At 66.5% G+C, this 23597-nt stretch carries 22 protein-coding genes; 7 read left to right on the top strand and 15 right to left on the bottom strand.

Going from position 1 to position 23597, the window contains the following annotated elements; translation table 11 throughout:
- The first annotated feature begins 90 nt into the window (after positions 1–90).
- Positions 91–3513, top strand: a complete 3423-nt coding sequence (locus LZC94_13150) for a hypothetical protein (protein ID WXB18196.1) — start codon at positions 91–93, stop codon at positions 3511–3513.
- Here the strand turns inward: LZC94_13150 and LZC94_13145 are convergent.
- Together LZC94_13145 and LZC94_13140 are read right to left on the bottom strand one after the other, a co-directional pair.
- Complete coding sequence (locus LZC94_13145) at positions 3494–5731, bottom strand: excinuclease ABC subunit UvrA (protein ID WXB18195.1); 2238 nt, start codon at positions 5729–5731, stop codon at positions 3494–3496. The genes LZC94_13150 and LZC94_13145 overlap by 20 nt on opposite strands.
- Before the next feature lie 13 nt (positions 5732–5744).
- Positions 5745–6656: an NAD(P)-binding domain-containing protein gene (locus LZC94_13140; protein WXB18194.1), complete on the bottom strand. Its 912-nt coding sequence runs from the start codon at positions 6654–6656 to the stop codon at positions 5745–5747.
- A gap of 253 nt (positions 6657–6909) precedes the next feature.
- On the opposite strand from LZC94_13140, the gene tsaA reads away from it, so the two are divergent.
- The gene (gene tsaA, locus LZC94_13135) at positions 6910–7443 is read left to right on the top strand and encodes a tRNA (N6-threonylcarbamoyladenosine(37)-N6)-methyltransferase TrmO (GenBank protein ID WXB18193.1); all 534 of its coding nucleotides are present in this window, start codon (positions 6910–6912) and stop codon (positions 7441–7443) included.
- Positions 7440–8606, top strand: coding sequence for a hypothetical protein (locus LZC94_13130; GenBank protein ID WXB18192.1), 1167 nt, complete (start codon positions 7440–7442; stop codon positions 8604–8606). The genes tsaA and LZC94_13130 overlap by 4 nt, the downstream gene beginning before the upstream one ends.
- Positions 8607–8698: 92 nt before the next feature.
- Here LZC94_13130 and LZC94_13125 read toward each other — a convergent pair whose 3' ends face one another.
- Complete coding sequence (locus LZC94_13125) at positions 8699–9790, bottom strand: cyclase family protein (protein WXB18191.1); 1092 nt, start codon at positions 9788–9790, stop codon at positions 8699–8701.
- A gap of 114 nt (positions 9791–9904) precedes the next feature.
- Here LZC94_13125 and LZC94_13120 point away from each other — a divergent pair, with 114 nt between their 5' ends.
- Entirely contained in the window at positions 9905–10870 is a 966-nt protein-coding gene (locus LZC94_13120) for a LysR substrate-binding domain-containing protein (GenBank protein WXB18190.1), read from the top strand.
- 59 nt (positions 10871–10929) lie between these two features.
- On the opposite strand, the gene LZC94_13115 is transcribed toward LZC94_13120, so the two are convergent.
- Both LZC94_13115 and LZC94_13110 read right to left on the bottom strand, forming a co-directional pair.
- A complete protein-coding gene (locus LZC94_13115; protein ID WXB18189.1) occupies positions 10930–11235 on the bottom strand; it encodes an antibiotic biosynthesis monooxygenase in 306 nt (101 codons plus the stop codon).
- A 140-nt stretch (positions 11236–11375) separates the two neighbouring features.
- A complete protein-coding gene (locus LZC94_13110; protein WXB18188.1) occupies positions 11376–12374 on the bottom strand; it encodes a DJ-1/PfpI family protein in 999 nt (332 codons plus the stop codon).
- Between the two features lie 110 nt (positions 12375–12484).
- Here LZC94_13110 and LZC94_13105 point away from each other — a divergent pair, with 110 nt between their 5' ends.
- Positions 12485–13009 carry a GNAT family N-acetyltransferase gene (locus LZC94_13105; GenBank protein WXB18187.1) on the top strand — a complete coding sequence of 175 codons (525 nt, stop codon included), beginning with the start codon at positions 12485–12487 and terminating at the stop codon, positions 13007–13009.
- Here LZC94_13105 and LZC94_13100 read toward each other — a convergent pair.
- From LZC94_13100 to LZC94_13060, 9 genes are read right to left on the bottom strand one after another with little or no spacing between them, the layout of a single operon-like run.
- Positions 12970–14535: a gamma-glutamyltransferase gene (locus LZC94_13100; GenBank protein WXB18186.1), complete on the bottom strand. Its 1566-nt coding sequence runs from the start codon at positions 14533–14535 to the stop codon at positions 12970–12972. The two genes, LZC94_13105 and LZC94_13100, sit on opposite strands and share 40 nt — an antisense overlap.
- Entirely contained in the window at positions 14532–15263 is a 732-nt protein-coding gene (locus tag LZC94_13095; GenBank protein WXB18185.1) for an alpha/beta fold hydrolase, read from the bottom strand. The genes LZC94_13100 and LZC94_13095 overlap by 4 nt, the downstream gene beginning before the upstream one ends.
- Positions 15260–15901, bottom strand: a complete 642-nt coding sequence (locus tag LZC94_13090) for a GNAT family N-acetyltransferase (GenBank protein WXB18184.1) — start codon at positions 15899–15901, stop codon at positions 15260–15262. Before LZC94_13090 ends, LZC94_13095 begins: the two co-directional genes overlap by 4 nt.
- Positions 15898–16191: an acyl carrier protein gene (locus LZC94_13085; protein WXB18183.1), complete on the bottom strand. Its 294-nt coding sequence runs from the start codon at positions 16189–16191 to the stop codon at positions 15898–15900. The genes LZC94_13090 and LZC94_13085 overlap by 4 nt, the downstream gene beginning before the upstream one ends.
- A 1-nt stretch (position 16192) precedes the next feature.
- Positions 16193–17161: a chlorinating enzyme gene (locus LZC94_13080; protein ID WXB18182.1), complete on the bottom strand. Its 969-nt coding sequence runs from the start codon at positions 17159–17161 to the stop codon at positions 16193–16195.
- A 15-nt stretch (positions 17162–17176) separates the two neighbouring features.
- A complete protein-coding gene (locus tag LZC94_13075) occupies positions 17177–17425 on the bottom strand; it encodes an acyl carrier protein (GenBank protein WXB18181.1) in 249 nt (82 codons plus the stop codon).
- A 59-nt stretch (positions 17426–17484) separates the two neighbouring features.
- Complete coding sequence (locus tag LZC94_13070) at positions 17485–18939, bottom strand: amino acid adenylation domain-containing protein (protein ID WXB18180.1); 1455 nt, start codon at positions 18937–18939, stop codon at positions 17485–17487.
- Positions 18936–19838 (bottom strand): alpha/beta hydrolase, encoded by a 903-nt coding sequence (locus LZC94_13065; GenBank protein ID WXB18179.1) that lies wholly within the window; start codon positions 19836–19838, stop codon positions 18936–18938. The genes LZC94_13070 and LZC94_13065 overlap by 4 nt, the downstream gene beginning before the upstream one ends.
- A gap of 12 nt (positions 19839–19850) precedes the next feature.
- A complete protein-coding gene (locus LZC94_13060) occupies positions 19851–20663 on the bottom strand; it encodes a hypothetical protein (GenBank protein ID WXB18178.1) in 813 nt (270 codons plus the stop codon).
- 298 nt (positions 20664–20961) lie between these two features.
- On the opposite strand from LZC94_13060, the gene LZC94_13055 reads away from it, so the two are divergent.
- Positions 20962–21594 (top strand): LysE family translocator, encoded by a 633-nt coding sequence (locus LZC94_13055; protein WXB18177.1) that lies wholly within the window; start codon positions 20962–20964, stop codon positions 21592–21594.
- Between the two features lie 77 nt (positions 21595–21671).
- Here the strand turns inward: LZC94_13055 and LZC94_13050 are convergent, their stop codons facing one another.
- Positions 21672–22589, bottom strand: a complete 918-nt coding sequence (locus tag LZC94_13050; protein WXB18176.1) for an SDR family oxidoreductase — start codon at positions 22587–22589, stop codon at positions 21672–21674.
- A 96-nt stretch (positions 22590–22685) separates the two neighbouring features.
- Here LZC94_13050 and LZC94_13045 point away from each other — a divergent pair, with 96 nt between their 5' ends.
- Positions 22686–23534: a LysR family transcriptional regulator gene (locus LZC94_13045; protein WXB18175.1), complete on the top strand. Its 849-nt coding sequence runs from the start codon at positions 22686–22688 to the stop codon at positions 23532–23534.
- The last annotated feature ends 63 nt before the right edge of the window (positions 23535–23597 follow it).

Below are 23597 nucleotides of genomic sequence, written 5' to 3'. Positions count from 1 at the left end.
GATAGCACAATCCGACCAAAGCCGCCTTTGGCGGGCCCACCCCGAGGCGCGGGATTGGGCTTGGAGGGACATTTTCGCTAACATTGCGGCATGATCCCCTCTCTGCCCCTCTCCGCCGAAGGGCTGCTCGCCGAGCTCGAAACGAAGACGCACCACGAGCGCATGCAGCGCATGGTGGCGATTGGACGCCTCGCCGCCGAGGGACGGGCGGATGCCGAGCGCGCCATCGCGGAGCTCCAGCAAAGCACCGATGCGTATGCGCGGTTCTTGGCCGTGCAGAGCGCGTTCGGCAGCCGCGATGGCCAGGCGGTGCTCCTGGCGCTGCAGGATGCATCGCGCTCGGTGCGCGGGGCCGCGCGGCACCTCGTCCCCTACGCGTGCAGCGACGAGCAAGTGGCGGAGGCCATGGTGCTCGTCGGCCCGCGCGGGGCGCTCGTCTCCCTTTGCACGAAGCTGCGACAGAAACGGCGGGACGCGGCGATCGATGGCGGCATGGAGCGGCTCTTGGCCAAGGACAGCGCGCCGGGCAAGCTCCTGATCGACGTGATCCCCTTCGCCTCGGAGCGCGTCGTTCGGGAGCAGCTCCCGCGCCTGCAGGAGGCGGCCGGGTACTTGGGTTGGTCGCGGATGGCCCGCTGGCACCCCGCGTTGACGGCCGACGAGCTCACGTCCCGGCTGCACGCGCAAGGATCGGTCGATCCGCGCCTTCAATGGAGGATTGGAGGCACCCTCGAACGAATCGCCCGGTACGCGCCCGACGCGGCGCTGCGGCTCGCAAATGCCATCTTGGCCGCCGGCGACATCCCCGAAGGGCAAGCGAACTATCTCCTGGGGGGGAGCACCTTGCGCGCGCTGTCGATCGAACGGCCCACCGAGACGTTCGATTTGCTCCGCGCGCGGCACGAACGCGCGCGCCCGCGGTCGCCCGATGTCGAGCTCGCGCCCTTTTCGCTGACCGCGTGCGCCCATCGCCTCGGCGCCGAGCGCCTCGCGTACGTGGTCGAGCATGCGTGGACATCGCTCGCCGATGGCACGCGCGCGCGGCGCTGGTTCCTTCGGCTGAATCCCGAGGAGCGGCGGGCGGTGCAGGATGCGTGGCTCGAGCGGGGCCGCGGCGCGTGGGGCGCCTTTTTGCTTCGCGGCATCGATGCGGCGGGCCCCCGAGGAGAGCTCCGCGAGCGCGCGTTCACCCGCTGGTCGCACGCGGCGCGCGATGCGCGCGGCGTCATCGACCGCGAGCGCATCGACGCGCTTCCGACGGACCTTCGCGTTCGCGAAGCGCAAAGGCACCTGGCCGACGTGCCGGCGCTGGCGACCGCGCCGCGCGAGCGCATCGGCTACGCGCGCTTTCTTCCCTTCGCCGACGCGAAGACGGCGCTCGCCCCCTGGCTCGGGCACCCCGAGGGCGACGAGCGCGGGATCGCCCTGGCGGCGCTGATCGCGTGCGTGCGCCACGAGCCGGACGCGATGCCGCTCGCGCTGGAGCTCGTCCACGCGCGCAAGTTCGAACAGGATCCGGTCCGGCGCGCGATGATGGGCGCCCTGGCGGAGCTACCGGTGTCCAGGTGGAGATCGGAGCACCTCGCCATGCTCGGCGCCATCCTCCAAGATGCGCTCGACGCCGCGGATCTGTCGTATGCCACCGCCGCCGCCGTGCAGACATTGGTGGTGCGCCTCTTTCCCCTCGACGCGCGCTGGGGCGGCGCATGGCTGACGAAGCTCCTCGAGGCGCGCGGCTCCGTGTCGGGATCGGGGCTGGGCGACCAGCTCACCAAGGCGCAGATCGCGGCCATGGTCGAGCCCCTCGGGGAGCTCGCCTCCGCCTGGGCGACCCAAGAGCGCGCGGGGGCGCTCATCTGGCTGGCCTCGAGCTTCGGCCGCAAGCTGTCATCCGTCGGGCCGCTCATCGGGGCGCTGGTTCGCTTGACGCGCGAGCTCCCCTTCGTCCACGTGGCGGCCACCGCCCTCCAGCTCCTTCGCAAACATGCGCCGCGGCACTTCGGGGAGCTCATGGATCGGTTGATCGTGCGCGATCCGAGCTTCGTGACCGTGCCGGCGGTGGCGCATTGGCTGGGGTGGCATCGGCAGGATTTGCTCGGTCGATTTCTCTCGAACGAGCGCATGAAGGGCCGCTTCGCCAGCGGCCGCACGCACTGGGTGATCGACTTTGGCAACACCCACCGCAGGTGGACCTCGCGCCAGCAGGCGCGCTACGCCGAGGCCCTCTCGGCGCTCGCCAAGGTCCCCAAGCAAGACGTCTCCACCCAATATTTCGCGCTGCACGCGCTGGCGCGCCTGGCCTATGCGCCGGCGCACCACCTCATCGCCTTGGCGTCCGATCCCAGCCCGCCCATGCGCGAAATCGCCGTTCGCAGGCTGCCGTGGCTCGATAGCGGTCAAGGCGTGCCGGAGCTGCTCGCGTGCCTCGCCGACGATCGGGCGCGCTGGGCCATCTACGCGCTCCGCGTGGCGCTTCGCGACATGCCGGAGGAGCGCGTCCTCGCCATCTTGCGCGATGCGCCGATGACGAAGGTCACGGTGGCCAAAGAGGTCATGCGCCTGCTCGGCGAGCTGGGCGGCGAGCCCGCGTATCGGGCCTTGCTCGCCATGGACCGGCCGGGCGTTCACCGCGATGTGCGCATCGCGCTCCTGCGCGCGCTCTGGGATCACCTCGAGCGACCCGACACCTGGCGCCTGTTCGAGGCCGCGGCGACCGATCCCGATTGGATCATCGCGTCCCGCTTGGCCGACATCCCGCTCGATCGCTTGTCGGCCTCGTCGGAGATGCGCATCTGCGCGCTGCTCGCCTTGGTGCTCGGGCGCCCGGAGCCGGAGGCGCGCCTCGATCTTCTGCGGCGGATGACCAGCTTGCCCTTGCGCGATCCCGATCGCGTGCTCTTTCACCAGTGCCTTCGCCATTTCGCGGCCGCGCACCCCGACGAGGGCGCGGCCGCGTGCCGCGCGGCGCTCGTCCGCATGCTGCCGGACGAAGTCGACGCGGTGATCTCCGCCGTGGCCGCGCAGTCGGGGCGGCGCCCGATCCTGTCCGCGCTGGTCGAGTCCATCGCCAACGCGATCCATCCGCACACGCCGGCCCGGACGCGAGAGGTCGCCGAGGGCGTGCTCGAGCACCTCGCGCGCGACGGCCGCGCCGTGCGCCTTTACCTACGGCTGGCCACGCCGCTCTTGGGCTACCAGGAGCTCGCCGCGGCGCTGATCGCGCTCGGCGCGCGCGATGGATTGCACGCCGACGCCCTGGTGCTCGCGCAATCGGCCGCGCGCGCGTGCCGCGATCCGGACCTCTTGGAGGCGCTGCTCGCGCGCGAGGCCAGCGCCGACCTGCGCCGGATCGCCCTCGAAGCGCTCCGCACGGACGCGGGCCCCGGCCGCGGCTGGACCGACGAACGCCGCGCGCGGCTCCTGCGCTATCGGGCCGACGAGGCGCCGATGGTCGCAGAGGCCGCGCAGTTCACCTTTTTGCCCGACGAGTGCGTCACACGAAGCTCGCCGTGATGCTCCGTTTGCACGCCTTCAACTCCGCCGGCGGCCCTTCGAACAACACCTCGCCGCCGCCGCTTCCCCCCTCCGGACCGAGATCGATGATCCAATCCGCCTGCCGGATGACGTCCAGGTGGTGCTCGATCAGGATGACCGTGTTCTTGGCGTCCACCAAACGATCGATGATGGCCATCAAGCGCCCGATGTCCGAGAGGTGAAGCCCGGTGGTGGGCTCGTCCATCACGTAAACGCTGCCCTGTTTGTGAAGCTCCGTGGCGAGCTTGAGGCGCTGCCCTTCCCCGCCCGACATGGTGCTGAGCGGCTGCCCGAGCCGCATGTAGCCGAGCCCCACGTCGTTCATGGCCGCCAGCACCGCTTTGATCTTCTTCTCCGTGAAGAAGGCCAGCGCGTCCTCGACCGTCAGGTTCAAGACGTCGCTGATGGTCTTGCCGCGCAGCGAATAGGCCAGCACCTCGTCCTTGAAGCGCTTTCCCTCGCACACCTCGCAGGGCGAAGCGATGCCCTCCATGAACGCCAAATCCGTGTAAACCACACCCAATCCATTGCAATTTGGACAGCTCCCCGCCGAGTTGAAGCTGAAGAGCGACGCGCTCACCCCATTGGCCTTGGCGAACGCCTGCCGCACGTCATCCATGATGCCGGTGTACGTGCTCGGCGTGGAGCGGATGTTGGCGGTGACCCGCGATTGGTCGATGACCACCGCGTCCGGGTGCTGCTCGAGAAAGACGTCGTTGATCAAGGTGCTCTTGCCCGATCCGGCCACCCCGGTGACCACCGTCAGCACCCCAGTGGGGATATCCACCGTCACGTCCTTGAGGTTGTGCAGAGCCGCGTTTCGGATGCGGAGCTTCCCCGCCGGCGCGCGCACCTTCGTCTTGACGGGCAGGCTATGGCTCAAGAACGTCCCCGTCAATGTGCCGGCCCGTTTCAACCCGTCGACGGTGCCCTCGAACACCACCTCCCCGCCGTGGGTGCCGGCCTTGGGGCCGATGTCCACCACGTGATCGGCCACCGCGATCACATCGGGATCGTGCTCCACCACCAACACCGTGTTTCCCTTGTCGCGAAGCTCTCTCAAGAGCTGGTTCAAACGGGCGACGTCGCGAGCGTGCAGCCCCACGCTGGGCTCGTCGAGGATGTACAGCATCTCGGTCAAGCTGTTGCCGAGGTGGCGAACCATCTTGATCCGCTGCGACTCGCCGCCCGACAAGGTGGCGGTCTCCCGTCCGAGGCTGAGATAACCAAGGCCGATATCGACCAGGTGCCGGAGCCGCTCGGTGAACTTGGCGGCCACCCGGGCGGCCACCGGATCGGTGAAGCCCTGCAGGAATGCCAGGAGCTCCGTGGCCTCCAGCTCCGAAAATTGCGCGATGTTGCGCCCGCGGATGGTGCACGCCAGGACCGATGGATTCAGCCGCGCGCCTTTGCAGCTCGGGCACGTCTGCGAGGTGGTGAACTGCTCGAACACGGCGCGATTGCGCTCGGACATCGCGGCCGCGTCCTTTTTGATGTACATGCGCGTAAAGCGCTCGACCAGGCCCTCGTACTTGGAGCCGAACTCCCCCCACGACACTTTGACGTCCTCGGCGCCATGAAGCAGGGCGTCGAGCTCCTTCTTCGAATAGTCCGCGATCGGCTTGTCGTTGTCGAAGAGGCCCGATAGCGGGTACATCTTCCACATCCACTTACCGACCTTGAACTCCGGATGCAAAATGGCGCCGCCATTCAGGGATTTGCTGCGATCGAGGAGCTTGCTCAAGTCGACTTGGACGGTCTTGCCGATACCTTCGCACTCCGGACACATGCCTTGCGGCGTGTTGAACGAAAAGGCATAGGCCGGCCCGACATAGGGCTGGCCCACCCGCGAAAAGAGCAATCGCAACAGGGCCGCGATATCCGTATAGGTGCCCACGGTGGAGCGCGAGCCGCCGCCGACCCGCTTTTGATCGATGATGATCGGCGCGTTCAAGTGCTCGATGTGATCGACGTCCGGCTGGCCGTAGCGGGGTAAGAAGCCCTGGACGAAGGCCGTGAACGTCTCGTTCAATTGGCGTTGGGCCTCGGCGGCGATGGTGTCGAAGACCAGCGAGGATTTGCCGGAGCCCGACACCCCCGTGAACACCGTGATCTTTCGCTTGGGGATGTTCAGCGAGACGTTCTTCAGATTGTTCTCGCGTGCACCGTGAACTTCGATGAGCTGACGATCCGTCATCCCCGCTTTACTATCAGATCACCTCGATCAAGCTCGCAACATCGTGCCCGCCATGACCTTTGGCGATGGCGCGATGCATGAGGGTCAGGACGTACTTCATGGGCGCCGGATCGACACCGCGGTCTTCGCTGGAGCGAATGAAATGCGGGATCCCCGCGGCTTGCATGTCCAAGGTGGCCTCATGGCCCGTGTAGTCGCGATCGCGCACCTGGCGTGCCATGTCGGGCAGGAAACCGGTCACGGCCGTGAGCCACTTGGTGGCGTACGATGCGAAGACCACGGGATCGACGTTTTCCCTCCCGGTGACGGCGAGCGCATGGAGAAAGCCAATCATGGTCGAATACATGATGCCGAGCAGCGACATGTCGTAGAGCACCGCGAGCCCGGGATCGGCGCCCACGTGAAGGGTGGCGCCGCCCAGCTTCGCCAAGAGCGGCCGGTGCGCATCGAACAGCGCCTGCGCGCCGCTGTAGAGCAGCAGGGTCTCGGGCCGGCCGATGCCGGACGGGGTCGACAGGATGCCGCCATCGAGGTAGCCAACGCCGCGTTCATCGGCCCATGCGGCCATTCGTCGGACTTGATCGGGGGTGCCGGAGGTGAGGTTCACCAAAACCCGGCCCGCGAGCGCGTCGCCCAACGGCTCCACGATGTCACGCGCCGCCTCGTAATCCAGCACGCAGAGGACGATGACCTGGCTCGCGGCCACCGCCTCGCGGGCGCTATCGGCGCGCCGGGCGCCTCGCGCGACCAGGGCGTCGGCCTTTTGGGCCGAGCGATTCCACACGGTGGTCGGGTGACCTTGATTCAAAAATGCAGCCGCCAAGGCCGAGCCCATGAGGCCCAAGCCAAGCACGGTGACGGGGGCTTGCCCGCCCTCGGTGGCCGCGCGTGCTGCTTCGTGGTTGCTCTTTTCGTTTTTGCTCACGAGATCCTCCGCGATGCGCGATCCCTGCGCGATTGGGCGCCGTTCACGCGCGATTCATGCACGATGAAGGTGTCGCCCGACGCGGTAGCGGCGCCGGGCATGCCCCATGAGTACGACCAGCGTGTGGGGCGGTCGCACACGTTCGGACGATTCGCGAGCACGATCGGATGCAACCGGCCTGCGCGATTCCGTGCTTCGGTTTTGGTTTCGCGCACCAGGACGAGGGCGAGGGTCGCCGGTAGAATGCCCACCCATGTCGACCCCCGAAGATGCCCCGAGGCCGCGCGGCCCCTTTCCGATCGAACCCATTGGATGGGTGCGTTCGCCCTACCAACGGCGCTTTGGAACGCCGCAACAGGCGGCGGCCGCAGGCTCGGAGGCCGAGGCCATTCTCGAGCTCGACGGCTCGCGCATCCCCACCTCGGCGCTCACGGACCTGGAGGGCATCGAGCGCATCTGGATCCTGAGCTGGCTGCACCGCGGAGGGGGTTGGGGGCCCATGGTGCGAACGCCTCGGAGCCCGGGGGCGCCGCGGGGACTCTTCGCCACACGATCCCCCGATCGACCCAATCCGATCGGTCTCTCGGCGGTCACCTTGATTCGCATCGAGGATCGCAACCTGCATATCCGCGGAGTCGATCTCATCGACGGCACCCCCGTCCTCGACGTCAAGCCCTATGTCCCCTACGCCGACGCGTTTCCCCACTCCAAGGCGGGGTGGATCGACGCAATTCCCTACGACGCACCGCAGATCGCGCGGCGCCCCGCGAGGGTGACGGCGCGATGACGTCCTGGCGAAAGGGTGTGGCGGCGGTGGCCTTTGGGCTCGCGGGCATGGTGCTGGTCGCGGCGGGCGGGTGCGAGGCCATCGTCGACGGCAACGTCCCCTCCTTCCGTTGCGACGCCACCTTGGAGGCCGGTGTGTGCCCCGCCGGACAATACTGTCTGGGCTCGACCTGTGTGCCGGAGGGCACGGGCCCGGGTCCCGCGCTCATCGACTGCGGCGATCGCAAGTGCGCGGCCGGTCAGCGGTGCGCGCCGAAGAACAACGAGTGCGTCGACGCGGCCACCGCCTGCACCAGCGACAACTGCCCCGCGGGCACGGCGTGCGACTTTGGCACCTTGAAGTGTCTGGAGCCGGCCAAAAAGGGCCTCGGTGAGTCGTGCAAAGGCGATTTGGAGTGCAGCGGCGGTGCCTTTTGCGGCTACACGCCGGTCCTCACGGCCGATGTCGTCACGGTCGATGGATTGTGCACCAAGCCTTGTTGCAGGTCGGACGACTGTCCTGCCGATTTCGTCTGCTACGGCGCCGGCACCGGCGGCAATTACTGCGTCAGCAAAGGGATCCTGCAGCGCCCCGCGCTCGGCGCGCGCAAAGGCGGCGAGGCGTGCACCGTGCAAGCCGATTGCCGATCGGGCATCTGCGACCCCGCCACCAACAAGTGCGCGGACACGTGCTGCAACTCCACGCAGTGCACGAACGGCACGGTGTGCCGCGCCATGGACGTGCGCGGCAAGGCCGACGCGAAGAAGTTCGTGCTCGGCTGCGGCGTGTCCGATGGCACCGCGGACCCGGGAGCCCTTTGCGGTGGTATCTTCGGCCCCCGCTGCAAGGAAGGCCTCTGCGACACCACCACCACCCGATGCGAGATGCCCTGCTGCGGCTCGGCGGCGTGCACCTCCTACTGCGACAACACGCGGGCGCGCGACCACTCCGAGATCGTCACCGCGTGCACCGACGTGGCGAGCCCGCGCGGCCCGAAAGCCAACGGCGCGCCATGCGAAAAGGCGACCGAGTGCGCGGGCAACCGGTGCATTCAAGACTCGCCGGCCGGCGCCAAATACTGCAGCGATGCGTGCTGCATCGACCCCGACTGCGGCGGCGATCTCGTGTGCCGCCCGCGCGACATCGGCGGAGGTCAATTCCATTTGCGATGCGTCCACCGATGACCGCGCCCGCGCGCCGCGCGGCTCATCGCTTCGCAGCGCGCAGCGGTCAGCGCTTCGCGCCGCGCGGCTCATCGCTTCACGGCGCGCAGCGGTCAGCGCTTCACGGCGCGCAGCGGAAATGCGATCGGCCGAAACGGCGCGCCCGATGCGCCGCGCAGGCGGAGCGGGGCACCGAGGAACGCAAACTCGTAAACGCGATCGCGGGCGAGCGCCTCCAAGTCGATGACCTCGATGAGGGGAATGCCACGCTGCGCGAGCAAATACGTGTGCACGGGGATCCAATTGTCCTTTTGCCCCGAGGGCAGCTGATCCGGCGCCAGGGCATCGCTGCCGATGACCATCACGCGCTTCTCCTCGGCCAACCAGCGCGCGGACTCCAAGGTCAATCCGGGGGTGTCGGCGACGAAGCGGTCGCGGTCGGGCCATACGCTCATGCGCCCCGTGCGAATGAGCGCCACATCGCCCGGCTCGAGGTTCGTATGCTGGCGCGCGAGCGCGTCTTTCAAGTCCGCCGAGGTAATGGCATACGCATTGGGGAGCATCGCGACGCCTTTGAGGGCCGCGATGTCCAGGAGCACCCCGCGGGCGATGATGGGCGGCATCTTGTCCGGGCCATTGCGCTGCCACCCATGGTCGCCGAGGTGCTCGTCGGCGCGGAAGCCATTGTAGATGCGGCCGTGCAATCCAAAGTGATTGAGTGAGTCGATATGCGTCCCCGTATGCGTGTACATGGAAATCGCATCACCCGTATAGGAGACTTTGTCGTTCTGCGGGCGACCGACCTTGACGGGATCATCCACGCCCGTGCCGCGCGGGGTGTGCGTAAGCCAAATTTGATAGCGCGGATCGCCGAGCGCATCGAAGCTCGGCATCCCTTGAAAATAGTCGACCGCGAGATCGTACACTTTGCTCCCGTCGATGCGCGCCAGGATGGCCAGCCGCGACGGCGCCGTCATCATGTTGAGCATCCCAATTTCGTCGCTCGCGCCCCACGGGCTGGTACCGGCGGCATCCGCGCCTGCTGCGCCACCCGAGCTGGCGGCGGAGGCGGCGGCAGGCGCCGTGGCGCCCGATGTGGCCGAGGGTGACGCCGGCGGCTGCGCCTGGGCGGGCGAGCAACCGCCCATGGCTGCGATCGCCAGGAACGCCGGAAGGAATGTGCGGCCTACATCGTTGATATTCATACGGATCTCCATGTCGAGTTCGAACCCCCGTTGCTTGCCCGCATCTTCTAGGGCCCTTACCGTCTTGCCGAGAATGCGTGCCGCCGTCCGAACACTCACGACAGAATGTCCTCAATGAAGGAAGCAAGCCCCCCGCTGAACCTTCTCCTCGACTCCTCTCCTGGCGGCGCAGGCACCGCGGCGGGCGTGGGCAACCTGGTGGCGTTCGTGCGCACGGCCGAAAGTGGCAGCTTCGCCCGCGCCGCCGTCGCCCTCGGACGAACTCCATCGGGCATCGCCAAGGCGGTGGGCCGCCTGGAGGAGCGCCTCGGCATCACCCTCTTTGCGCGCACCACGCGCGCATTGAGCCTCACCCACTGCGGCGAGCTGGTGCTAGAGCAAGCGAAAAATGTGCTCGGCGCGCTCTCCGACGCCGAATCCGCCATCACCACCTTGCGGGGCGGACTGCACGGCCGCTTGAGGGTGAGCGTTCCGCCCGGCCTGGGCGACGCCGTCGTGCTCCCGAGCCTCCCTTCCTTCACCGCGTCCTATCCCGAGATCAACTTGGAAATGACCTTCGACGATCGCCCCATCGATGTCGTCGGCGGAGGCTACGACATCGCCCTTCGCAGCGGTCCCCTTGCCGACAGCGCGCTCATGACCAAGCGCATCGGCCGATCCGGCTCGCTCCTCTGCGCCGCGCCGAGCTACCTCACCCGGCGAGGCACCCCCCAGTCGATCTCCGACCTTTCGAAGCACGATTGCATCCGCCACCGCACCTCGACCAACGGGCGCATCGAGCCGTGGGGCTTCTCCGCCGCCCCATCCGACGCGGCGCCGGCGCTCCTTCCGACGACCCACCTCTTCAACGATCTGCGCGCCGTTCTCTTCGCCGTGCAAGCCGGAATGGGCGTGGGCCTCCTTCCGCAGCCCATGGTCGCGTCCCTCGTGGCCGAGCGCCGCTTGACGGTCGTGCTCGAGGGCGCCCGCGCGGACGAGCCCAAAGACGATATCTGGCTGGTCTGGCCGCCCGATCGTCGGCACGTCCCCAAGGTCCGGGCCTTCGCCGATCACGTGACGAAGCTCTTCGTCGAAAGGTGATCCGTTTCGTTCGTCGGCGCGCCGATACCTCGGCACCTCGCGAACCTACGGATCCCCAATCAGCGCGTCCACCGGATGGGGGTCAGCTCGTAATGCCGCATCTCCGCGATGTCTTGCACGTAAGGCCGAATGGCCTGCAAGAACGGCTTGAACTCGGGGCTGGTGCGAAACCCCTTGAGGTGCCCCTCCTCCGAGTCCCACTCGATGCGGAGGATGAAGCTCTCGCTGGCCTCGGTGCAGCGGGTGAGCTCGTAGCCGAGGCAGTGCGACGAGTCGCGGAGGCTCTTCGCGGCGGTTTCGTAGGCGATCAGGAAGTCGGTCGCCCTTCCCGCATCGATGGTGTAGCGAATGTATTCGACGATCATGGATCCTCTCTCGGTTGACGCACTCACGATAGGTCCATCCACCCGCGCGACCCATGGATAGTCGCCATACCATCCATCGAGCCCATCGATGCGTTCGCAGCGCCCGCAGACTTTGCGGCGCCCGCAGACCGAGGGCCGGCCTATTCACGCATCTCCGCGCGGCCGAATCGTTCCCGATAGATGGCCGGCGGAACGCCCAAACGGCGTAAAAAGGCCCTTCGCATGCGCTCTTCGTCGCCGAAACCACAGAGATCGGCGATGCGTTTGATCGCGCGATCGCCGTTCTCCAGGTGCCGGCACGCGGCCTCGACCCGAAGATCTTCGACCAGCTTGGCCGGCGTGCCCCCGTGCCATCGCGCAAAATTGCGGGCGAAGGTGCGAGGGGTCATGCCGACGGCCTTCGCCAGGACCTCCACGCTGAGATCGGCGTGCAGGTTGTCCGCGATCCACGCGGGGAGCTCGCCGAGCTTCGCGTCCTCGGAGCCGGCGACCAAACGCGTCTGGGCGGCGAGCGCGCTGCTGAATTGCGCCTGGCCGCCCGGCCGCCTCAGAAACACCACCAGATCTTTGGCGATCCGAAGGCTGGTCCGGCGGCCGTAGTCGTCTTCGACCAGGGCCAACGCCAGATCGATCCCCGCGGTCATGCCCGCGGAGGTCCAGATTCGACCGTCCTGGAGGTAAATGGGATCGAGCTCGACGTGCACGTCCGGGTACATGCCCTGGAGCACCGCCACCTCGCACCAATGGGTCACGGCGCGGCGCCCGTCGAGCAATCCGGCGGCGGCCAGCAAGAAGGCGCCTTTGCAGACACTGCACGTACGCCGCGCGGTCTTGGATGCACGCTTGATCCACGCGATGAGCGCGAGGTCGCGCACGAAGGCCTCGGCCTCCGCGCCGCCCACCACGATCAGCGTGTCCAGCTGCGCGGGATCGAAGGTCGCGAGAGCTTGGGTCGCGATGGCGATGCCCGAGGTCGTCCGGACCAGGCCGCCCGTGTCGGACAGGAAGACCAGATCGTAGCCGCCTCCTTCGTCTTCGAGCGCGTGGTTGGCCGCGCTGAACACCTCCGCTGGCCCGTTGACATTCAACGCCGGCGCCCGATCCAAGAGGAGAAAACCAACGGTACGGCGAACACTCATACGGCGTCCTTCGGCAGATGCGTAGCCTTCGTACCTCTGGGTATGCGCTCGCGGTGGCGCGCTCGTCAAGTCGGCGCGTGGCCGCCCCGGGCATCCGGTAAGCTGCGGGCATGCCGATCCGAGAGTTCGTCGAGGCCGACTGGGAGCAGGTATGGCCCATCGTGCGCGACGTCGTGCGAGCCGAGGACACCTTCGTCTACGACCCGAACATGACCGCCGCGCAAGCGCACGGCGTGTGGATCGAGGCGCCGCCGGGGATCACGGTGGTCGCCGACGATGGCGGGCGCATCCTCGGCACCGCCAAAATCGGCCCGAACCGTCCGGGGCCCGGCGCGCACGTGTCGACGGCGAGCTTCATGGTCGCCGCCGATGCGCGCGGGCGCGGTGTGGGCGAAGCCTTGTGCCGGTTCGCGCTCGATTGGGCGCGGACGCACGGGTACACCGGTATGCAATTCAACGCCGTGGTGGCGACGAACCATGCGGCCATCGCGCTCTACCAGCGACTTGGCTTCGCCATCGTCGGAACGGTCCCCGGCGCCTTTGCCCACAAGACCTTGGGGCGGGTGGGGCTCCACATCATGTATTGCGCGTTCTCTCAGCCCGAGGCGGCCCCCGCGCACGGCGAGACGACATAGGCCGCGCCGTGGTTGACGCCGGAGCGCCCATCGCGCACGACGGCGTTGGCGCACGCGAAGTAGTTCGGAAAGACCGCGTTTTGCTCCGTGCGCACTTCGTATTTGCGCCCGAGGGCCTCGAGCGCATCGGCGGGGAGGTACCGGTCGGCGACGACCCATGGATCGCCGCTCACGTCGATGCGTGGATGGTGAACGGCTTCGTCCAGGGTCATGCCGCGGTCGATGAGGAAGACGAGCAGCTGCATGACCGCGGGAAAAATGCGGCGCCCGCCCGATGCCCCCAGCGCGATGGTGCCGCCATCGCCGGTGCGCGCCACCACCGGGCACACGTTCGACAATGGGGTGCGCCCGGGCCCGATCGAGTTGAGCTTGCCGGGCACGGGGTCGAACCACATGAGCGCGTTGTTCATCAGGATCCCCGTCTCCGGCAAGGTGACCCGCGAGCCAAAGGCCTGGAGCAAGGTCTGCGTCAGCGAAACGGCGTTGCCCTCGCGGTCGATCACGCTGACCTGGGTCGTGCAGGTGGCCTTGGCCGGATCGGCCGACATGCTCTCCACGTTCGCGAGCCGCTCTTCGTACGTGCGAAGGAGCGATTCGGCGATGGCGGGAAACACGTGGGCATTGGATCGGAGATCGCCGGGGCGGCCGGTGAGCGCGGCAAATCGGCCCAGGGCCTGCACCAAAGACGGCCCGGCCGTGAGCCCCGACGCGGCGAAGATGGTGCTGTCGCGGTACCGCACGCCGTCGATCGCGCGAAGCGATGGCTCGTAGCGCCGCAGATCGGCCTGCGTCAAGCTCGACCCCAGCGATCTCGCGTCCTCGGCGATGGCCGCGGCGAGATCGCCGCGATAAAAGTCGTCGCCGCCTGCTTCGGCGATGTGGCGCAAGGTCCGCGCGAGGCGCGTCGGCCGGAGGCGCACGGCGCCGCCGCGCCAGTCCACGCTCGGCACCAGGCCATCGGGGAGGTAGACGCTCGCCGTGTGCTCGTAGCGCGCAAGGCCGCGGAGCGCGGAGGCGATGCGGAAGGTCCAATACCAATCCACCACGAGCCCCTCCTCCGCGCACTGCGCGGCCGGCGCCACCAACCGCGCCCACGGCATTCGCCCGAATTTGCGGTGCGCGAGCCATGTGCCGGCCACCTGACCGGGCACGCCAAAGGAGTAAGGGCCCTCCATGTTGCGATCGCCCTGCACCCCGGGCCACGAAAAGATGCTCGGCCCGGGCGCGCCCGTCAGCGGGTAATCGGCGGGGTTCAATTGCAGCGGGGTCCGCGCGCTGAAGTCGATGGAGTACGGAGTGTCGTTCGCGAAGGCCACCACCATGTGGCCGATGGCGCCGAGACCGCTCTGCCACGGCTCGAGCACGCCGATGGCGAAGCTGGCCGCGATGGCCGCGTCCACCGCATTTCCGCCCTCGGCGAGCACCTCGGCGCCGATCTGCGATGCGCGATGATGCTGCGTGACGACGATCCCATTTTTGGACGCGATGGGCGGCTTGCGCACCTCCCACGTTTCGATGTTCGTCATGGGTCTCCCTGGGGGCTCGGCGTATCGTGCAGCTCGCGCTGCGTATTTTGCAATGTGCTCTGCAAGAGCCGCAAGAAAGCATGTTGGTTCGATCGGATGAAGAAGTGTCCGCCATCGAGCTGCGTCGCGCGAAAGCCCGCCGACGTGTAGCGACCCCACTCGCGGAGATCGGCCAGCGATACCAGCGCGTCGTCTCGTCCGCCCACCGCGTGGATCGGTGTTCGAATGTCGCTCACCTCCGCCCTCCACGTTTCGCGCGATTCCATATCGGCGCGGATGGTCGGCAGAAATGCGTCGAGCACGTCGCGCTTGCGCAAGAGCGGCTCGGGCACGGTCTCGAGGGCCCGCAGCTCCTCGAGCAGCTCGTCCGCCGGCAAGGTATGTAGAGGCCGCGGCCTGCGCGACGGCACATGCGGCGCGGCGCACCCCGAGACCACGAGGCACTCGGCGTGCTCTCCGCGCCGCGCCAGCGCGCGCAGCACCTCCAGCGCCGTGACCGCGCCCATGCTATGCCCGTAGACGGCGAACCGCCCTCGAATGCGCGCGGCGACCGCGCCGAGGACGTGGTCCACGATGGCGTCGAGGCGCCGCAGCGGAGGCTGCCCGAACAGCGCTCGCCGGCCGGGCAATTCGATGGCGCACACCTCGACTCCGGGGAGCCGCTCGGACCAGCCCTCGTAGGCGGCCGAGCTCCCCCCCGCGAACGGAAAGCAAAACAAACGAATCATGAGCTCCGCCTTCGATTCCACGCGTTCGCCTCCAAACGCCCCACGATGGCCGGGAGCTCCGATCGTTCGACGGCGTAGCGTGTGGTGGCCAGCGGACGCACCATGATGGGAAGATAGAGGGAGCCCTCCCCCCGCGGGGCAATGCCCAATATCTGCTTGATGCGGTTGGCGCCCGCGTTCGCGGTCGGCGTCTCGAACAGGATCCGCGAAAAACCGTGCGCGTCGAAGAACCGCTCCATGGCCTTGACATACGACACCGCCCCGATTCCCCTTCCGCGGTGCTCCGCCTTCCAGATGTGGGCGTGCATCACGGCGCTGACCCCCGGCTCGATATGGGTCAGCTCGTGCACCCCCACGCGCTCACCCTTCGCCGCGACGACCAAAATCGTCGGCGGGACATGGGGCTGCCCGAGCTTGAGCGCCAGCATCTCCCGCATCTTGCGCTTGCTCGGCAGCTTCTCCGGTGCCACGCCGATGGAGCGGAGGTAGTCCACCGGCGAGTCGTACCAATAGGCGAGAATCGAATCGATGTCCGGTGGCTCGAGATCCGCCGCCTCGATATCGGATAAGTGCATATCGGACATATCGGACAGGTACATATCGGACAGGCGCATGTCGGACAGGCGCAAAGGGCTCATCGGTCGCTCGCGCTCGAGGGAGAGCTCGTAGGAGAATGGCCGCCGCCCGGACGGGGCGCCATCATCGCGCGCAGCTTGCTCGCGAGGCGGCTCGGTGTCGGATTTTCAATCAGCGCGGTCACGGGGATTTCGATCTTCAGCTCGTTCTCGAGATCCGTGAGCATCAAGGCCGCCGTCAGCGACGTGCCCCCGCGCGCGAAGAAATCGTCGTCCGGCGAGAGGTCGCCCGCCGCCAGCGCCAGAGAATGGGCGAACGCTTCACGGACGACCGTCGGAAGCTCGCGCGGCATGTCATTCGCCCCCGAGTGCCGCGCCGGTGTGCACGGGGCTGCCGCGCCCCGGCGAGCGGTAACGTTGGAAGTCGAAGCCGCGGGTGCTGCGGTTCACCGTTCGATTGTGCCCAAAGCGATCCTCGCCTGCGACCACCACCACCCCGAACTTTTCCAGCGCGATCTTGCTGCCATATTCGTCGACGTGATCCGTATCGGGGTAGACGCGGACCGAGGTCGGCACATAGCGGGTCGCGTACCCCAGGCGCACCTTGTTCTTGGTGACATTGGGGTACGAGGAGTGCATCAAGGTCGACCAAAAGATCACGAACTGTCCGGCCTTCATGGTGATGGATCGGGCCTGCGACTCATTGGGTTTCCAGCTCGGATCCTTCTGCAGGGAGCGGTAGTCGTAGCCGTAGAAGCCGCGCCGGATGCCGTCCTTGTCCATCGCGTTGATGTGCTCGGGGCGAAACTCCATCTTCTTCGACTCGTCGTAAAACATCTCCTCGTGGGTCCCCGGCACGAAGCGCAGGCACCCCGTCTCCTCCGTGGAGTCGGTCAGCGCCGTCCAGACGGTGATGGAACCTCCGAACCGCTGCGTGCCCGGCCAGATGATTTGAGGCTTGCCCGAGGCGTGCGCGAAGGTGTCGGCCTGGTGCCAATCGGTGCCCTCGTCGCCCGGATATTTGGGGAACATCTCCGAGCGCCAGCAGACCACGTCGGGCCCCAGGATCGACGCGACGCGCTGGACGATCTCCGGCCGTACGACGTGCTCGCTCAGGAGCTCGACGTCGAGGTGCCGATCGTAGTTGGCGATGATGCTGTTCGGCGGCAAATCGTAGACGGCGAATTCGCGGTCGAACAGCTCGGCGCGAATCACCTTGTAGCGCTGCGCCGCGTCCTCCGGGGTGTACAAGGAGAAGGGGCCGATGTAACCGTCACGACGAAATTGGGCGATCTCTTGCTGAGACAATTTGAAGTCGTTCATGATCCGAGACTCCTTTCACGTAGCTGGACCGGCCTGCGCGCTCGAATAGATCGTCGCCCAGCCCTGAATGGAGGGTGAGGCCATCAAGCGGTGGGTCGGCGCCCGGCGATTCAGGCGCTCTTCCAATTGCAACTGCAAATCCACCACCGTCAGCGACGTCGCCCCGGCATCGAAAATATCGGCATCGTCTTCGAGCATGTCCCCTTTCAGCGTGCCGCGAACGATCTCCCTCACCACGGACAAAATGTCGTTCTCACTGGCCATTTTGAGCCTCCCGAGCTCGTATGCGAGGGCGGCCCGCGCCGCATGCACGGGACCCTCGCTCAAGTTTCGTTGGCGCCCGCGAGCGCCCGCGCGTCCACCTTCCCATTTGCATTGAGCGGAAATGTGGCGCGCACGTGAATGACGTTCGGAACCATATACGGCGGAAGCGCCGCCTCGAGCGCGCGCTTGATGTGCTGCTTCATGCTCCGCGGATCGCGTGCAGATTGCACATATGCGATCAGGGATCGGCTGCCCGAACCGTCGTCTTCCGCGCGAACGACGGCCCCTTCGACGCCATCGATCCGATGGATCCGCTGCTGAACCTCGGTCGTCGAGACGCGGTAGCCGCGCACCTTGACCAGGCTGTCCGAGCGGCCCACGAAGTCGAGGGCGCCGTCCGGCAGCTCGCGAACGAGATCGCCGGTGCGATAGAGCATTTGCGACGGATGGTCCGGATCGGGGACGAAGGCCGCCGCCGTGGCCTCGGGCGCGTCGAGGTAGCCGAGCGCCACGCCGAGCCCGCCCGTATAGAGCTCCCCCACCTCGCCCCGCGCCACCGGCTCACGGTTCGGTCCCCATACGTGCACCGATGTTCCGGTGATGGGCCGCCCGATGGGGATGCTGGGCCCCCGAGGGGAGCCCGCGGTCATACGATGGCAGCACGTGAAGGTGGTATTCTCCGTGGGCCCGTATCCATTGATGAGCGTGATCGATGGATATCGCGCGAAGATGCGCTCGACGGCGTCCGGGTGGATGACATCGCCCCCCGCCAGCAAGGTCGTGAGGCCGTCGAGCGACTCCACCGCGCGGCGCGCCAGCGCGTGGAAGAGCCCCGCGGTGAGCCAGAGAATGGTCACCTCGCGGCTTCGTATCGTGTCCGCGAGCACGTTCGGATCGAAGGCCGGCTCCGGATAGACGACCAAGGTGGCACCGTTCAGCAGCGCGCCCCAGATCTCGAAGGTGGACGCATCGAAGGTCAACGGCGAGTGCAGCAGAAACGTGTCCTCCTCACGGATACGGATGTAATTCGTATCGCGAACCAGTCGCACCACCCCACGATGGGGCACGACGACCCCCTTTGGCTCGCCCGTGGTCCCCGAGGTGAACATCACGTACGCGGCCGTCTCCGGCCCGTCGCTCGTCGGGGCGGGCCGAGGAGAGCGGTCGCGGGACAGCCGCGTCATTTCGCCGCCCGTCATGACGGCGGCCGCCCGGCTGCGCATCATGGCATCGCGAAGGACGGCCTCGGGATAGGTGCCATCGATGGGCACATAGGCGCACCCCGCCTTGAGAATGGCGAGCATGGCCACGATGGCGTCGATCGAGCGCGGCGTCAGGATGGCGATGTGCGCGCCGCGCTCGATGTGATTTCTACGAATGTCGACCGAGAGCGCGTCCGATCGCGCGTCGAGCTCGCGGTACGTGAGCGTGCGACCTCGGCACTCGACGGCGATCCGGTCACCCCGTGACCTTGCAATGGCGCGAAATACCTCGTGGATGACGAGTGACTTCATTTCAGACCCATGGTCGGAGCCGTCGTTCGCAGCGGCGATGCCGCATCGAAATGCCGGTCATCGGCCGGCGGGTGGGACGGAGGCGAGAGAAACTCCAGCACCCTCCGTTCGATGGTCGTGTTTCCTCGGCACACATCGTAGTGATCCGCCGCCGGGTCGACGTGAAAGCGGCTATGTGCGAGCTTCTCGTGGATGAGCGCGGAGCTCTCGACGGTGACCTGCTCGTCCCGCCGGCCGACGAGGACCAGGGCGGTGTGCGCGATCGATCGGGCCACCTCGAGAAAACGAACGTGACGGTATTGGACGTAGTTCGCGCCGAAGCGATGCAGGTACTCGGGCCGAGAGAACGGTAAGGCGGCGGCGCGACGAACGGGGTCCGAGGCGACGCCCTCCCGCTGCGGGATGCGTGAAAACACCGCGCTCGCATGCGCTTTGCTTTTCGCGGCCAGGGGGAGCAGCGCGTCCACGTCTTCCTGAAAGCGGGTACGCGCGCAGGTGTGCCGCGGGAGGACGTATTCGCCGGCGACGAGCAAAAGCCTCGAGAAGCTGGAGGGATATTGCTGCGCCGCCAGCAACGCAATGCCCGCGCCGGAGCAATAACCGATGACGTCCGATCGCGCCACCCCGAACCGCGCGAGCACGCTCATCATATCGGCGACGTGCATGGCCGGGGTGATTCGCGCGACGTCGACGTCGGCGCGCGGATCGTCGAGGATCATGCGAGCCTCCCACGTCAGGACGTTGAAGCGCGCCCCGAGCTGCTCGAAGAGCGGCTGCGCAATGTCGTATTTCGTGCCAAACGGCAGCACGAAGGTGAGCGCGGGCTTCTGCGCGTCCCACGGGCGCGAGAAAGCGCGCAGCGGATGACCGTCGACGCTGGTTACGAGGGTCTCGTCCATGCCGATTTCGGATCAGTCAAAGAGCCGCCAGCCGCCGCCGTGCTCGATGAGAAACGTGCCAATGGTGTACCGGGTGGAGTCGCACCGCTCGATCCCATGGAGGTATCGGCTGTTGAATACGACCATCTGGCCATTGGTGGGATTCACCGCGATCGAACGCGCCGATTTGGCCGCCGCGATCGAGCTCGTCTCGGCGTACTCGTTGGCCCAGCCATCGAGATCCGCGCGCGATCCGGCCCGCAGATCCCATAGGACGAAGCCGGCCTGATTGCTGGCGCGCTGGATGAGCACGAACGCACCCAGCTGCTCGCCGTTGTGCTTCATCGGCCACCGTGGATCGCGCCCGAAATCGAGCGAATCGCAGTGTGGCGCGAAACTGTGCGGCGCCGCGTCATAGGGGGGATATTCCCTCTTGGTCGCCAACATCAATTCGCTGCATGGTCCGAATTTCATGGGGCTCGCGCCCAGCTCCCGCTCGAAGAAGCGAACGAATCGCGTTTGCTTCATGGGACCGTTGATGGTGGCCGCGAACGCGAAATAATCCGCGATACCCTGCATCAGGCCGTCGCCATCGATGCGCTGGAGCTGCCCCATGGTCAATTTGAGGCCCGACGACATGAGCCCTTTGTGGTGCTCGTGGCCGCCGATGGGTGGAAATCCGGGATCGTTCCACCATGCATCGATCTCATCCTCGGGAATGACGTCGACGAGCATGGCCGGCGCGCGCAAATCGCGCACGGTTTCGGCCACTTCGCGGAAGGTCATCCGCGTGCGACGATGATCGCCATGAAAGCTCAATACCTTCGCATTGAATTCTGTTTTCATAAGCTTCAACCTTCGAAGACGTTGTTGGAATCGACTCCATAAGGCACGGCGAAGGCACTGACAAGGACCCATTTCCGATTGTGATAAATGAGCGCATAAACGGGACACCATATGCAAAAAAGTAACAATCGACGCGCTGGAGCTCGAAGCGATGTCACGACAACATTAATAGTTCGATTCCCGCCACACCATTTATGAAGTACGAACAACTGAGGAATGAACTTTTTCTTCGCCTCAGTTCACCGGATGTACCGAGCACACGAAAATTGGCTCATCGCTGCTACACTACGGAGGAACGATGTCGAGCGCTCTCGATCTCTTCAATGGATTCAATCTCCCGGCCGCCATTGCTTACGCATTTACGCTGACGGCGACACCTGGGCCCAACAACGTGATGGTCATGTCGTCGGGCGCGAATCATCGATATCGAAGAACGGTGCCTTGCCTGCTCGGCATGAGCGTGGGCTGCACCTTCATCGTGGCTCTTTCGGCCGCGGGGCTGGGGGTCGTGTTCAACCGCGAGCCCCGGCTGCGGACGGTCCTGTTCTTCGTCGGCGCGGCCTATCTTTGCTGGCTGGCGTGGCAGATCGGGAGCTCGGGCGCACCGGCGGGGGTGGAGGCGAACGCGCGGGCCCCCGCGCGCAAGCCGCTCTCGTTCCTCCAAGGGGCCGTATTCCAGTTCGCCAATCCGAAGACCTGGTTGATGGGGATCAACATCGTGGTGTTGTTCTCGCTGCCGGGGGCCGCGTTCATCCCGTCGATGGCGGCGGTGTGCACCATCGTATTGCTCGTATCATTTTTCTCGATGTCGCTCTGGGCGGGTTTCGGCGTGGCCATCCATCACCGATTTCGAACGGAGCGCGCCTGGCGGATCTTCAACATCGTGATGGCGCTCTTGCTCCTGGCGTGCGTTCCGATGCTGTTCTGGTGATTTGCGGTGAAGGTGCGGTGATGTTGCGCGCGCCGCGCGGGCTATCCCCTAGCTCCCGGCGCACGATGCCGCCAGCATCACCGGTAACCGGTGACGTCGGCGGGCTTGCCGAGGTCTTGCACCTCGACCACGTAGCGCCAGCAATCGGGCTGGCTGCCATCGAGATCCGTAAAGCCGTAGACCTTGGCCAGCTGCCCGCTGGAGAGCGATTGTCCGTTCCAGCGCGCCACGTCGGGATCGGCGGCGAGCGCCGCGACCGCGCGGCCCACGAAGGCCGGGCTCTCCGAGATGGCAAAATGGGGCGATTGCTTGGTGGCGTCGCGCCAGTTCGCTTCCGTGACCTTGTAGGCGTCGAGCATGGCCTCGGAGCGCAACCAGCCGGGTGTGAGGGAGACGGCGGTCGCCTGGTGCGGTTTGAGCTCGTGGGCCAGCGCGAAGGCCATGCGGTTCACGGCGGCTTTGGCCAGATCGTAAAAGAAGGATACGCGGTAGTTCTTCGCGTTGTATTCGTCGGTGCCGTCCGTCATTTCGACCACCAGGCCGCCCGGCGTTTTGATGAGCAGCGGGATGGCGAAATGGCTGGTGATGGCGTGCGTGTCCACCCCCAAGCGCAGGGTGTGCAGCCCAATGTCCAAGGTGGATTCCCAGACGGATTTGTTCCACTCCATCTTGGGCCCCCCGATACCCCAAATATCGTTCACTAGGATGTGCAGCGCGCCCTGCTCGTTTTCGATGCGCTCGACCAAGGTGCGCACCTCCTCGGGCACCAGGTGGTCGACACGGATGGCGATGCCGCGGCCTCCCGCCTCATCCACGAGCACCGCCGTCTGTTCGATCGTTTCCGGACGATCCATCTCCGAGCGCTGGGTCCCGCTCGTCCGGCCGGTGACATAAACGGTGGCCCCGGCCGCCCCCAACTGCACGGCAATTCCACGACCTGCTCCCCGGGAGCCCCCCGTGACCAATGCGACCTTGCCTGCCAACGGTTTCGCCATCCCATGATCCTAACGGGTTGTCACATACAATGGAACACAGAAGCGCATTCTGGTCACCTTGTTCGCGCACCCGCGATCATGCAGATTGCGCAGCCGATGCTCCCTAGCGCAACCGAGCTGCGATATTTCGTCGAAATCGCCAAGACGTCGAATCTATCGCGTGCGGCCGTGCGCCTGGGCATTACGCAGCCCGCGCTCACGCAGGCGATGAAGAAGCTGGAGGCGTCGGTGGGATCGAAGCTCCTGCTCCGCACGCGCACGGGGGTGCAGCTCACCAAGGCCGGCGAACGCATCGCCGGGCAGGCGGGGCACTTGCTCGAGATGTGGGAGTCGGTGCAGGCGGCGGCGCAAGCCGACGATACCGAGATCAAAGGACGGTATCGACTCGGGTGCCATCCCTCGGTGGGCTCGTACATCCTTCCAAAATTTTTCAACGATCTCGCCACCCAGGCCCCCAGCGTGGAAATTCAGCTGACCCACGATCTGTCGCGGCGCATCACGGAGGCGGTCATCGATTTTCGAATCGATTTGGCCTTCGTGGTCAATCCGGTGGCGCACCCGGATCTGGTGCTCAAGAAGCTGGGCACCGACGTGGTCACCGTGTTCGAGGCCGAGCGCGGGCGCTACGAGTCCGATCTGTTCGGCGATCCGGAGCTTTTGCAAACGCAGTACGTGCTGAAGAAGCTCGGCTCGCGCTCCCTGCCCGTCCGCCGTTTCGTGGGGTGTCCCAACCTGGAGGTCATTCGTGCGCTGGTGACGTCCGGCGCGGGCTTCGGCATTTTGCCGTCGCGCGTCGCGCGATGTGGGTCGGGGCCGCGCTTGCACCCCGTCGGGGGCATGCCGAGCTTTCATGACGAGATTTACCTCATTTACCGCGCGGACGCGCTGGCGTCGCGGGCCGGAAAGGCGCTGGTGAGCATCGCGCTGGCGGCGTTGGTCGGGTGAGGAGCGCTGGGCGAAGGCGCGCACCGGCACACACGTCGATATAATTACTGCTTATAGCAGTCA

The organism is Sorangiineae bacterium MSr11954, assembly GCA_037157815.1.
GTDB lineage: Bacteria > Myxococcota_A > Polyangia > Polyangiales > Polyangiaceae > Pendulispora > Pendulispora albinea.
This window is presented reverse-complemented; position numbering and strand designations above follow the sequence as displayed.